The organism is Nocardioides bigeumensis, from assembly GCF_039531755.1.
Taxonomy (GTDB): domain Bacteria; phylum Actinomycetota; class Actinomycetes; order Propionibacteriales; family Nocardioidaceae; genus Nocardioides; species Nocardioides bigeumensis.
In genome coordinates this window covers 302,367-314,139 of sequence record NZ_BAAAQQ010000011.1, presented here as the reverse complement: position 1 = coordinate 314,139, position 11,773 = coordinate 302,367, and the positions used below count along the sequence as shown (strand labels likewise).

The window sequence follows — 11,773 nt, the reverse complement described above, 5'->3', positions numbered from 1 at the left end:
CATGAGCCGGCTGCTGGTCGTCGCGGGCATCGCGATCGGCCTGTGGGCCGTCTCCTGCCTGGCGATGGTGCTCCTCGCGCACCGCCTGCCGCCAGGACTGCTCCGCCAGGTCGCGGAGTTCCTGCCGGCCTGCGTGACCACCGCCCGCCTCCTGCGCCGGGACCCCGACGTGCCGCGGCGGGCCAAGGTCGCGCTCCTGGTCGCGATCGTGTGGGTGGTCTCGCCCATCGACCTGCTGCCGGAGTTCCTGCCCGTCATCGGGCCGCTCGACGACGTGGTGGCCGTCGTCCTCCTGCTGAGGTACGCCGCGCGCAGCATCCCGCGCGAGACGCTGCTCGAGGCCTGGCCGACCGACCCCGCGCTGCTGCTGCGGCTGCTCGGGTCGCGGTGACCGCCTTCAGGGCGAGGTCTGTGATCCGGACGGGGTTGTGAGCGCCCGGGTCCGGCTGACACGGTGGGAGCCGCCACCCCAGAAGCAACCTCCTCCCGACTCCGATGTATCACCGGCTCGTGACGGTGCTCTGTCTGGTCGTGGAGCCCAACTCGACCCGCGCGCTGGTGGCCGTGCTCCCGACCCGGAGGCCGCCGATGGACCAGCCCGTCGCGGGCCCGTCCGTGGCCGGGCTCGTCGCGGCCGCGCGCGAGGGTGACACCGAGGCCTGGGACCAGCTGGTCGACCGGTTCCTCCCGCTCGTGCACTCCGTCGTCTCAAGGGTGCGGCTCTCGGCGGCGGACGCCGCTGACGTGAACCAGACCGTCTGGTTGCGCCTCGTCGAGCACCTCGGCTCGCTGCGGCAGCCCGAGGCGCTGCCCGGCTGGCTCGCCACGACGGCGCGCCGCGAGGCGCTGCGCGCCGCGACGACGTCGGGCCGCGTCGTCAGCGTCGAGCCCGGTGCGCACCTGCTCGAGGGCGTCGACGACGTCGACTTCGACGACCTGCTGGTCGACCAGGAGCGCGACCAGGCCATGCGCGACGCACTGGCCGAGCTGCCCGCCGACCGGCGCCGGTTGCTCGAGCTGCTGGTGAGCGAGCCGCCGACGCCGTACGACGAGATCAGCAGCATCCTCGGGATGCCGATCGGGAGCATCGGCCCCACGAGGGCCCGGGCCCTGGCCCAGCTCCGCAAGACCCGTGCGTTCCGGGCGTGGCACGAGGCCACGGCCGGCCCCGACCAGGACGGAGGCGACCGCCGTGTCCCATGACGACCCCAACGTCGAGCCCAGCTTCGAGCCCAACGTCGAGCCCAGCTTCGAGCCCGACCTCGAGCGTGACCTCGAGACCGAAGCCATCCTCGGCAAGGCGCTGGCCGCCCCCCGAGAGGTGCCGCCCGAGTGGCGGGTCGCGGCGCAGGCGGCGTTCACCTGGCGCACCGTGGACGAGGAGCTGCTGGCCCTCGTGCACGACTCCGCCGCGGACGGGGTTGCTGCCGTCCGTGGCGATGCGGAGGCCAGGACGCTGGCCTTCTCCGGCGGCGGGCTGACCCTGGAGGTGGAGCTGGCAGATCGCCGCATCCAGGGTCAGCTCGACGGGGACGCCGCCTCGCCGGGGATGGACGCGACGGGTGAGGTGACCTTCGAGCACGTCGACGGGCGCACCCGCTCGGCGACCACCGACGAGACCGGCTTCTTCACGCTGGCCGGCGAGGACCACGGGCTGGTGCGCTTCGCCGTGCGGACCGCCGGGACCAGGCTGGTCACCGAGTGGATCGTGCTGTGACCGCTCAGAAGTCGTTCCAGTCGAGCACCTTGATGGGGCCGACTGTCGGGTCGGAGCGGTAGACGGCGCGCGCCAGCACGGTGTCCCTCGCGGTCCTGGCGTCGGCGCCGCTCGCCGAGATCTCGGCGGCGATGAGACCGGCCACGATCGGTGTCGAGAACGACGTGCCGCTCCAGCGCGCCAGGCCGGTCTTGAACTCGCGCACGTCACCCTTGTGCGGCGTCTCGAAGCAGACGTACTCCCCGTCGGGGAAGGCGTTCACGATGTTGCGGCCGACGGTGTAGACGTCGGCGGAGACGCCGTAGTTGGAGAAGTCCGAGACCCGCAGGTCGCGGTCGAGCGCGCCGACGCCGACGGCCCAGTCGAACGCCGCGGGCCAGAACGGCGCGGGTGAGGTGTCGTTGCCGGCCGCGGCGACCAGCACGCAGTCGGCGTCCTTGAGGTGGTGGTCGTGGAAGCGCTGGAAGACCAGCGACGGCAGGTCGTGGCGGGTCCGGAGGCCGGCGGACATGCTGATCACCTGCGGCTTGTGCGCCATCGCCTCACGCAGCTGGCGGACCATCTGGGACTCGAGGATGCCGCCACCTCCGATGCCGTTGACGGCGAAGCCCTCGACGAAGACGCTCGTGGCCGGTGCGAGGCACCGGACGACGCCCGCGATGTGGGTGCCGTGGCCGGCGTACTCGCGCAGCGGGGACGCGTTGTTCTCGTCGTCACCGTCGACTCCCTCGAGCCACGGGGTGGCCGGGTTGGTGGCGGCCGGCGGGTGCCAACCGGTGTCGACCACCACCACCTGGACGCCCTTGCCGCGGCTGTCGTCGTACACCGGCGGCCACGGTTCGCAGAGACCCGTCTCCTCGGGCTCCGTGGCCGGGCACGCCGTGCCCTTCCCGGTCGGCGCGATGTGGATCCAGTGGTCGGGGGTGATGCGGCCTCTTGCCAGCCCGGCATCGGCCTCGAGCTCGTCGATGACGTCGCCGATCGACTCGCCCTCGCGCCGGTCGGGCAGCAGGTAGCGGAACAGCGTCTCGTCCTCCCCGTCCTGCCCGTCGTCGTCCGGGTCCAGCGGGACCCGCTCGAACGCACGGTCGAGCCGGCGCAGGGCGCCCTCCAGGTCGGCCCGGTCGTCAGCGAGGACGAGCACGTGGTCGGGGTCGTACAAGTACGTGAAGTCGGCCGGCGCCTCGGTGTCCCAGGCCAGTCGGCCCTCGTTGGCCTCGCGCAGCTTCTCGAGCTGGTCGGTGGCGCGCCGCCGCTGGTCGTCGCCGATCTTGAAGTCGCTCACGCACTTGCCTCCGGTCACTCGACAGAATGGGAGACCTCCCGTTCGAGCGCGACGTTAACCGGGGGGCCTGGCGCGAAGAAAGCCTGCGGAGGAGTGGTCCATGCCAGACGCCGATGGCCTTGCCTGGGCCGAGGGTCTCCTGCTGATGGCACTCTCGGATCCGCCCTCGGCCGAGCAGCGCGCCGACGCCGCGCTCGCCGCGGGTGGGGACGACTGGCACCGCGCGGTCGCGCACCAGGCGCGTGGCCTCGTACGCCGCGAGCGCGGCGACACCGGTGCCGCGCTCGTCGAGCTCGAGACGGCCCTGCGGCATGCCGGAGCCAGCGGCGACGGGGACCGGTCGGCCGACGTACGCGCCACCCTCGGTGTCACCCTCGCCTATGCCGGCCGGTCCGCCGACTCGATGGGGCAGTTCGACGCGGCGTTGGACGAGGCGCGGACGCCGACGGTCCGGGCGCGCGTGCTGATGCGGCGTGGGTTCGTGCACTGGGGCCTCCTCGGGCAGGCGGCGGCGGCGCTGGCTGACTTCGAGGCGGCCCTGGTGGGTGCGCGCGCCGGTGGGGACCGTGCCTGGGAGGCCCGCACCCTCAACAACATCTCCTGGATCCGGCAGTCGCTGGGCGACACCAAGGCGGCCGAGGCGGCCGTCCTTGCCGCCCAGCTGATCTTCCTCGACGAGGGCATGCTCGCCGACGCGGCTGCTGCCCTCCACAACCGAGCGGGCATCGCCTACCAGCGAGGCGACCTGCCGGCAGCGCTGAGCCTCTACGACGAGGCGGACCGGGACTACGCGCGCCTCGGCCTGGACGCCTACGAGCTCGCCCAGGACCGCGCGCTCGTGTTCCTCGCCGCCGGGCTCCCCGCCGAGGCGGCCGCCGTGTGCGCCGAACGTCAGGCCCGGGGTGGGCTCGCACCGACCCAGGAGGCGGACCTGCGGCTGATGCGCGCCCTGGCCCTGCTGAGTGCGGGGCACCCCGACTCCGCGCTCGACGAGGCGACGACCGCGAGACGGCTCTTCGACGAGCAGGCGCGGGAGTGGTTCGGCCTCCGAGCCGAGTACGTGGAGATCCGCGCGCGCCTGGAGTCCGGGACGTCCGGCCCGGAGGCCGCGGCCGCGTCGCTGGCCGTCGCCGGCCGGCTGGAGAGCGAGCGGGCGGAGGAGGCGGCCCAGGCCTGGCTGCTGGCGGCGCGTCTGGCTCCGGATCGCGAGACCGGTCCGCTGGTCCACGCCGCGACCTTCCGGTCGCACCACCTGCCGCTCACCCGGGCGACCGGCTGGCTCGCCGAGGGCTGGCTGCGTGAGGCGCAGGGGGACGGTCGCGGCGTGCTGCGCGCCTGCCGCAGCGGTCTGGACGAGCTCGACCGGCACCGCGCGACGCTCGGCAGCTCGGAGCTGCGGGCCCTGGCGAGCCGGCACGGCGAGGACCTGGCCGCGCTCGCCCTGCGGACGACCGTCACCGGCCCGCCCCGTCGACTGCTGGCGTGGAGCGAGCGGTGGCGGGCGACCTCGTTGTCGCAACCTCCGGTCCGCCTGGGGTCCGCCCAGGTGGCGGGACCCGTCGCGCTGCTCCGCGACAACGCGCGGCGGTTGCGCGAGGCGCGGGAGGAGGGAGACGACGTCAGCGCGCTGGAGGTCGAACGCCGGCGGCTGGAGGCGTCCTTGCGCTCCCGGCTGCACCAGTCGGCCGGCGCGGGAGACCCCGTGTCGGCGCCGCTCGACGTGCCCGCGCTGGTGTCGGCCGCGGGCGGAGGATCGTTCGTCGAGCTGATCGAGGTCGCGGGGACCCTGCACGCGGTGGTGGTGTCCCGAGGTGCTGTCCGGCGGGTGAAGGTCGGGTCGGTCGAGGCGGCCGAGCAGGCGGCGACGGCGGCGGCGTTCGCGCTGCGCCAGGCCGCGCGGGGGCGTCCGGCCAGGCTCGCCCAGGTAGGGGAGCGGTTGGAGCGAGCCCTGCTCGGCCGTGCCGCCGGGCGACTGACCGGCCCGGTGGTCGTCTCGCCGACCCCGCCGCTGCACGGGGTGCCCTGGGGGCTGTTGCCGTCGCTGGCCGGCGTACCCCACTCGATCGTGCCGTCCGCCGCTCTCTGGTTGCGCGCGCTCGACCGGCCCGCCGCCTCGGACGCACGGGTCTTCGTGTCCGGGCCGGGACTGACCACCGGTGGTGCCGAGATCGAGGTGGTCGCCCCGGGTCATCCGGACGCCGTCGTGCTCCGGGACGGTGCGGCGACGGTCGAGTCGTCGATGGCCGCGCTCGACGGTGCGGGCCTCGCCCATCTCGCCGCCCACGGTCACTTCCGCGCCGACTCGCCGCTGTTCTCGTCGCTCGACCTCGCCGACGGGCCGTTGGCCGTCCACGACTTCGAGCGCCTCGAGCGTGCCCCGCACCGGGTCGTGCTGTCGGCGTGCGACTCGGGGGTGCTCGCGCCGGTCGGCGCCGGCGAGCTGCTGGGGCTGGTGTCGTCGTTGCTCGCGATCGGCACCGTCGGCGTCGTGGCCAGCGTGGCGGTGGTCAACGACGAGGCCACCGTCGACGTGATGGTCGACGTCCACGCGGCGCTGGACTCGGGCGCCGACCTCGCGGGCGCGCTGCTCGCCGCGCGTACCTCCGCCGCCGACGACCCCACCCGGGCCGCCACTGCCGCTGCCTTCCTCGCCCTCGGCGTTTGAGGGGCGCCGCTGACTGCGGGTAACGCCCCCTTCCTGTCGCTCCTGCCCCGATATATGGGGGCAGGAGCAGTGCTCGCTAGGCGTTACCCGCAACCCTGGCAGCCGATTCGCTGGCCCAGAGCCTGAAGAGGAAGTACGCCGCGAGGGCGCAGAGGAGGTGCCAGGCGGCGTGGCCCTGCAGGAGGGAGTGCGGGTCGCAGAGGCCGTGCTGGGAGGCGTTCCAGATCGCGAAGGCGAGGCCGATCGAGGCGGCGGCGGCGGCGCCGTACGCCAGGCGGGTGCGGCCGAGCTCGGGATGCGCGGCGCCCCGCCGCCAGAGCAGCACCTCGACCACGATCGCCAGGACGAGCAGGGCGCCGAAGATCACGTTGCCCCACGTCTGGAACACCGGCACCACCGCGTCAGCGGTGCCCACCACCTCGCAGGCCGCGACCAGCAGCAGGAAGACCTGCCAGAAGAAGAGCGCGCCGCGACGCCACCAGCGGGTCAGGGCGTACGCCGCCGCGAAGGACGCGACGAGATACATCGACGTCGTGTCGAGCCAGCCGCCCAGCGCCGACTGGGTCGCGTGCATGGCCGCGCTGCCGGGACCGAGCAGCACCACGACACAGGCGTACGCCGCCGTCAGTCCGTCGATCCGCAACCGGCGCCGCTGAGCCTCCCAGCCGATCACCAGCCCGGCCACGACGAAGCCGACGTTGCTCGACGCGTTGGCCGGCTGCAGCACCGAGCCGTCGCGCGCCGCCTCGCAGAACTGCGACCCGCGCCCGACGTCGGGCCCGAGCCAGTCGAGCCCGATCGCCAGTGCCAGCAGACCGGTCGACAGGACTGCTGTGGCGGCCGCCGAGACGAAGGCTCGGCGGTCGGTCACCCGGTCAGTCTGCCCCTTCTGCCGGGGAGAGCGGCCAGGTCTTGGCGACCAGGGTCAGCACGTCGTAGGTCGCGACCGGCTCGCCCTCGGCGTTGGTGACGGTGGCGTCCCACCGGACCTCGCCGTAGTCGGCGTTGGACCGCGGGGTGATCTGCTTGACCGTGAGCTGGACGGCGATCTCGTCGTCGACCTTCACCGGCGTGAGGAACCGCAGGCTGTCCACGCCGAAGTTGGCCAGCACCGGGCCCGGGTCGGGGTCGACGAAGAGCCCGGCGGCCAACGACACCACGAGGTAGCCGTGCGCGACGATGCCGCCGAAGAGCTGGTTGGCAGCGGCGGCCTCGGGGTCGGTGTGGGCGTAGAACGTGTCGCCGGTGAACTCCGCGAAGTGGTCGATGTCGGCGAGGGTCACCCGGCGGGAGGCCGAAGAGATCGTGTCGCCGATGCGCAGGTCGGTGAGGCTCTTGCGGAAGGGGTGCACCTCCTCGACGCGGCGCTGCGAGCCGGTCGTCCAGCGGCCGGTGATGGCGGTGAGCATGTCGGGCGAGGCCTGGATCGCGGTGCGCTGCATGTGGTGGGTGATGCCGCGCACGCCGCCGAGCTCCTCGCCGCCGCCGGCGCGTCCGGGGCCGCCGTGCACGAGCATCGGCAACGGCGACCCGTGCCCGGTGGACTCCTTGGCGTCGTCGCGGTCGAGCACCAGGATCCGTCCGTGCCAGGGCGCGAGCCCCAGCACGATCGACCGCGCCACGGCGGCGTCGTGGGTGACGACGGAGGCGACGAGGCTGCCTTTGCCGCGGGCGGCGAGCGTGACCGCCTCGTCGACGGTGTCGTAGGTCAGCACGGTGCTGACCGGTCCGAACGGCTCGACGTCGTGCGGCTCGACGGCGCCCTTGGCGGCGCGCAGCAGCACGGGGGAGAGGAACGCCCCGCGCTGGTCGTCGCCGTCGAGCACGTCGACCCGATCGGGGTCGCCGTAGACGATCTCGGCCGACGAGCGCAGCGACTGGATGGCCTTGCGGACCTCCTCGCGCTGCTCGAGCGACGCGAGCGGGCCGATGCGGGTGTCGGCGTGCGCGGGGTTGCCGACGCGCATCGTCGCGAGGCGCGCGGCGATCGCGTCGACCACGGTGTCGGCCATCGACGCCGGCACGATCGCGCGCCGGATCGCGGTGCACTTCTGCCCGGCCTTGACCGTCATCTCGGCGACGACGCCCTTGACGAAGAGGTCGAGCTCGGGGTCGTCGGCGGTCACGTCGGGGCCGAGGACGGAGCAGTTGAGCGAGTCGGCCTCGACGGTCAGGGTGACGCCGCCGTGGAGCACGTTGGTGTGGGTGCGCAGGAGACCGGCGGTGTGGGCGGAGCCGGTGAACGCCACCGAGTCCTGCACGGTCAGCTCGTCGAGCAGACCGCCCGCCGAGCCGCTGAGCAGCTGGAGCGTGCCCTCGGGCAGGAGTCCCGACTCGATGATGCGGCGCACGACCAGCTCGGTGAGGTACGCCGTCTGGCTGGCCGGCTTGACGATGCTCGGGACGCCGGCGATGAAGGCCGGGGCGAGCTTCTCGAGCATGCCCCACACGGGGAAGTTGAACGCGTTGATCTGCACCGCGACCCCGGGACGCGAGGTCCACACGTGCTGGCCGAGGAAGCTGCCCTCACGGCCGAGCCGCTCCAGCCCGCCGTCGACGAGGACGGTGTCGTCGGGCAGCTCGCGGGTGCCCTTGCTGGCGATGCCGAAGACGGTGCCGATGCCGCCCTCGATGTCGACCATCCCGTCACGCGCGGTGGCGCCGGTGCGCAGCGAGAGCGCGTGGAACTCGTCCTTCAGCGAGGTCAGGTGCTTGCCGAGCTCCTTGAGGATCATCGCCCGCTGGTGGAAGGTCAGCTCGCGCAGCGCGGGCCCGCCGACGGCGCGCGCGTAGGCCGTCATCTCCCCGAGGTCGAGCCCCTTGGCGCTGATCCGGGCGACCTCCTCGCCCGTGGTCGCGTCCAGCAGCGGCGTACCGCCGTCCGGACCTTCGGCGGCGGTGAACCAACGGCCGGCGGCATAGCTCTGCAGCAAGGGCATGCGGGACTCCTTCTCGTGACGTCCTCGGGTCGAGCATCGCAGCGCTCGGGCACCGGACGCCGGGCGACCAGGGTATTACAGACCGTTCGGTCAGGAAATGCGATCGGTCAACCTCGGCACCGGGGTGTGCTCCTCGAACACCAGCAGGGTGCGGGTGCTCTGCACGCCCGGCATGGTCTGGATGTCGTCGAGGATGATCCGGCGCAGCCCCGCGTTGTCGCGCGCGCGGACGAGCAGCACGACGTCGAACTCCCCGCCGACGAAGCTGAAGTGGGCGACGCCCTCGAGCGCCAGCAGCCGGTTGCGCATGTCGCGCCAGTCGGCCTGGTTGAGGTTGAGCGTGACGTACGCCGTCGTGCCGAGGCCGCACTTCACGGGATCGACATCGACCCGGAAGCCACGCACCACGCCGTTGTCCTTGAGCCGGTCGAGGCGGGCGTAGGCGCTGGCTCGCGAGATGTGGAGCCGCTCGGCCAGGGCGCGCATCGAGACCCGGGCGTCCTGGCTGAGCGCGTCGAGCATGCGCAGGTCGATCTCGTCGAGGGGTGCTGTCATCTGTCTCTCCAGAGGTGACGGACGCCGAGTCATCGTGGACTGTTGGTGCAGTTTAGACCCACTTGCTCCAACAGAGTCTCGAGATTCTGCGTCTTGTGGACGACAGTTGACCGTCAGCGGACGATTTGACCATGACAGAACATCGCGTGCCTCCGACCCGGGTCGGGGAGCCGTCGCTCGTCGATCACCTCCTGCGGCGCCGCGATCGCCTGACGACCGCCCCGCAGCCGCGCTGCTCGATCCAGTCGATCCCGCCCTACGTCCCCGGCCGGCCGCCGACGCCGCGCGAGGGGCTGCGCAGCTACAAGCTGTCCTCCAACGAGAACCCCTACCCCCCGCTCCCGGGCGTGCTCGCCGCGTCCGCCGAGGCGGCCGCCGGCATGAACCGCTACCCCGACCTGGGGAGCTCCGTCCTGCACGACGCCCTGGCGGCCAGGCTGGAGGTCCCGACCGAGCACCTGGCGGTGGCCACGGGAAGCGTCGCGCTGATCTACCAGCTCCTGCAGGCCTTCTGCGAGCCCGGGGACGAGGTGATCCACGCGTGGCGGTCCTTCGAGGCCTACCCCATCGCCGCGAGCGTGGCGGCCGCCACGTCGGTGCGCGTGCCGCTCACGGTCGACGGCAGGCACGACCTCGACGCGATGCTGACGGCGATCACCCCCCGCACCCGGGTGATCCTGGTCTGCACGCCCAACAACCCCACCGGCCCGGCCGTGACCCAGGCCGAGCTCGACGCGTTCCTTGCGGTGGTGCCCTCGCGCGTCCTCGTGGTGCTCGACGAGGCCTACGCCGAGTTCGTGCGGATGGCCGACCCGGTCGACGGGGTGACGACGTACCGCCGCCACGAGAACGTCGTGGTGACCCGGACCTTCTCGAAGGCCTACGGCCTGGCCGGCCTCCGGGTCGGCTACGCAGTGGGACCGGCGCCCATCACCGCAGCACTGCGCGCGGTGTCGCTGCCGTTCGGGGTGACGGCGATCGCGCAGGCGGCCGCGGTGGCCTCGCTGTCGGCGCAACCTGCGCTGGCCGAGCGGGTCGAGACGCTCGTCGCCGAGCGCGTCCGGGTCCTCGACGGGCTCCGGCGGGCCGGGCTCGACGTCCCCGACGCGCAAGGCAACTTCGTGTGGCTGGGCTTCGGGGACGACGCGTCCGACTTCGCGGTGGCCTGTGAGCGCGCCGGCATCGTGGTCCGGCCCTTCGCCGGCGACGGGGTTCGCGCCTCGATCGGCGAGCCCGAGGCCAACGACCGCCTGGTCGAGATCGCGACCGAGTGGACCACCACCCGCACCCGGGCGTCCTGAGCGGCGTCCACGGCCTCCTGGAGGAGCAGCTGTGCAGCATGCGTTCGTCATCGACGGCGTCCGTACCCCTATCGGGAGGCACGCCGGCAGCCTGGCCCACGTCCGGCCCGACGACCTCGCGGCCCTGACGGTCGGGGAGGCGGTACGTCGGGCCGGCGTCGACCCCGAGCTCGTCGACGAGGTGATCCTGGGGGCCGCGAACCAAGCGGGCGAGGACAACCGCAACGTCGCCAGGCTGGCCTGGCTGCTCGCCGGCTTCCCGGAGACGGTGCCGGGGGTGACCGTGAACCGGCTGTGCGCGTCCGGCCTGACCGCCATCGCGACCGCGCGGCAGATGATCGCGTCCGGAGACGCCGACGTGGTCGTCGCCGGTGGTGTCGAGTCCATGACCCGGGCGCCGTGGGTGCTCGAGAAGCCGGCCAAGGCCTTCGCCAAGCCGGGCGCCTCGCACGACACGTCGATCGGCTGGCGGTTCACCAATCCCCGCTTCGACGCCGACACCACGCTCTCGATGCCGGAGACGGCCGAGCGGGTCGCCGGCACCTGGGGCCTGGGCCGCGAGGAGCTCGACGAGTTCGCCCTGCGCTCCCACCAGCGAGCAGTCGCCGCGATCGACGAGGGCCGGTTCGATGCCGAGATCGTGGGCGTTCCGCTCCCCGACGGCCGATGCCTCTCCCGCGACGAGGGACCTCGTGCCGACACGAGCCTAGAGGCACTGGCCCGGCTCCGACCGGTGACCGGGCCGGGCGGCGTGGTCACGGCCGGGAACTCCAGCCCGCTCAACGACGGCGCTGCCGCGATCGTCGTGGCCAGCGAGCGGTTCGTGCTCCGCCTCGGGCTGACGCCGCGGGGGCGCTTGGTGGCGGCCGCGTCCGTCGGCGTCGCCCCCGAGGTCATGGGCATCGGCCCCGTCCCCGCGACGCGCAAGGTGTTGGCACGGGCCCGCTGGGACCTGGGGGACCTGTGTGCGGTCGAGCTCAACGAGGCGTTCGCGTCCCAGGCGCTTGCCTGTCAGCGCGAGCTCGACCTCCCGCCCGAGATCGTCAACGCGGACGGCGGGGCGATCGCCCTGGGCCATCCGCTCGGAGCCTCCGGCGCGCGCCTGGTCGTCACCTTGCTCGGCAGGCTCGAGCGCCTCGACGGCATCCGCGGCCTGGCCACCATGTGCGTCGGCGTCGGCCAGGGTGTGGCGCTCCTCGTCGAACGCCCGTGACAGCCACCGGGACCACTCTCCCCGGGCAGGGTCTGCCGGACCCGAGCCGGTTCCGGGGCCCGCACTTCTTCAACCCCGTGCCCGCCGGCTCGCTCTGA

10 protein-coding genes are annotated in these 11,773 nt (G+C 73.3%); 6 read left to right on the top strand and 4 right to left on the bottom strand.

All coding sequences use genetic code 11. The features are described from left to right. Position 1: 1 nt before the first annotated feature. From ABD295_RS10625 to ABD295_RS10615, 3 genes are all read left to right on the top strand, one after another. Positions 2-391: a YkvA family protein gene (locus ABD295_RS10625; protein ID WP_344303683.1), complete on the top strand. Its 390-nt coding sequence runs from the start codon at positions 2-4 to the stop codon at positions 389-391. A gap of 119 nt (positions 392-510) precedes the next feature. Continuing rightward, complete coding sequence (locus tag ABD295_RS10620) at positions 511-1,203, top strand: RNA polymerase sigma factor (RefSeq protein ID WP_344303682.1); 693 nt, start codon at positions 511-513, stop codon at positions 1,201-1,203. Continuing rightward, entirely contained in the window at positions 1,193-1,717 is a 525-nt protein-coding gene (locus ABD295_RS10615) for a hypothetical protein (RefSeq protein ID WP_344303681.1), read from the top strand. The genes ABD295_RS10620 and ABD295_RS10615 overlap by 11 nt, the downstream gene beginning before the upstream one ends. 4 nt (positions 1,718-1,721) lie before the next feature. Here the strand turns inward: ABD295_RS10615 and ABD295_RS10610 are convergent, their stop codons facing one another. After that, positions 1,722-3,002 carry a S8 family peptidase gene (locus ABD295_RS10610; protein ID WP_344303680.1) on the bottom strand — a complete coding sequence of 427 codons (1,281 nt, stop codon included), beginning with the start codon at positions 3,000-3,002 and terminating at the stop codon, positions 1,722-1,724. Between the two features lie 100 nt (positions 3,003-3,102). Between ABD295_RS10610 and ABD295_RS10605 the strand changes: the two genes are divergently transcribed. Continuing rightward, a complete protein-coding gene (locus ABD295_RS10605; protein WP_344303679.1) occupies positions 3,103-5,667 on the top strand; it encodes a CHAT domain-containing protein in 2,565 nt (854 codons plus the stop codon). Positions 5,668-5,743: 76 nt separating this feature from the next. Here the strand turns inward: ABD295_RS10605 and ABD295_RS10600 are convergent, their stop codons facing one another. The 3 genes from ABD295_RS10600 to ABD295_RS10590 all read right to left on the bottom strand — a co-directional run bounded on the left by ABD295_RS10600 (position 5,744) and on the right by ABD295_RS10590 (position 9,161). Then, the gene (locus ABD295_RS10600) at positions 5,744-6,538 is read right to left on the bottom strand and encodes a ceramidase domain-containing protein (RefSeq protein ID WP_344303678.1); all 795 of its coding nucleotides are present in this window, start codon (positions 6,536-6,538) and stop codon (positions 5,744-5,746) included. Positions 6,539-6,542: 4 nt separating this feature from the next. Continuing rightward, the gene (gene paaZ / locus ABD295_RS10595) at positions 6,543-8,606 is read right to left on the bottom strand and encodes a phenylacetic acid degradation bifunctional protein PaaZ (protein WP_344303677.1); all 2,064 of its coding nucleotides are present in this window, start codon (positions 8,604-8,606) and stop codon (positions 6,543-6,545) included. A 90-nt stretch (positions 8,607-8,696) separates the two neighbouring features. After that, complete coding sequence (locus ABD295_RS10590) at positions 8,697-9,161, bottom strand: Lrp/AsnC family transcriptional regulator (RefSeq protein ID WP_344303675.1); 465 nt, start codon at positions 9,159-9,161, stop codon at positions 8,697-8,699. Between the two features lie 131 nt (positions 9,162-9,292). On the opposite strand from ABD295_RS10590, the gene hisC reads away from it, so the two are divergent. Together hisC and ABD295_RS10580 are read left to right on the top strand one after the other, a co-directional pair. Continuing rightward, positions 9,293-10,462 carry a histidinol-phosphate transaminase gene (hisC, locus tag ABD295_RS10585; protein ID WP_344303674.1) on the top strand — a complete coding sequence of 390 codons (1,170 nt, stop codon included), beginning with the start codon at positions 9,293-9,295 and terminating at the stop codon, positions 10,460-10,462. 31 nt (positions 10,463-10,493) lie between these two features. Continuing rightward, positions 10,494-11,675: a thiolase family protein gene (locus ABD295_RS10580; RefSeq protein ID WP_344303673.1), complete on the top strand. Its 1,182-nt coding sequence runs from the start codon at positions 10,494-10,496 to the stop codon at positions 11,673-11,675. Positions 11,676-11,773: the final 98 nt, after the last annotated feature.

What these genes read in the sequence shown, in the direction of transcription:
- ABD295_RS10625 (WP_344303683.1), top strand. Translation starts at nt 2, where the DNA reads ATGAGCCGGCTGCTGGTCGTCGCGGGCATCGCGATCGGCCTGTGGGCC.
- ABD295_RS10605 (WP_344303679.1), top strand. Translation starts at nt 3,103, where the DNA reads ATGCCAGACGCCGATGGCCTTGCCTGGGCCGAGGGTCTCCTGCTGATG.
- paaZ (WP_344303677.1), bottom strand. Translation starts at nt 8,606, where the DNA reads ATGCCCTTGCTGCAGAGCTATGCCGCCGGCCGTTGGTTCACCGCCGCC.
- ABD295_RS10590 (WP_344303675.1), bottom strand. Translation starts at nt 9,161, where the DNA reads ATGACAGCACCCCTCGACGAGATCGACCTGCGCATGCTCGACGCGCTC.
- hisC (WP_344303674.1), top strand. Translation starts at nt 9,293, where the DNA reads ATGACAGAACATCGCGTGCCTCCGACCCGGGTCGGGGAGCCGTCGCTC.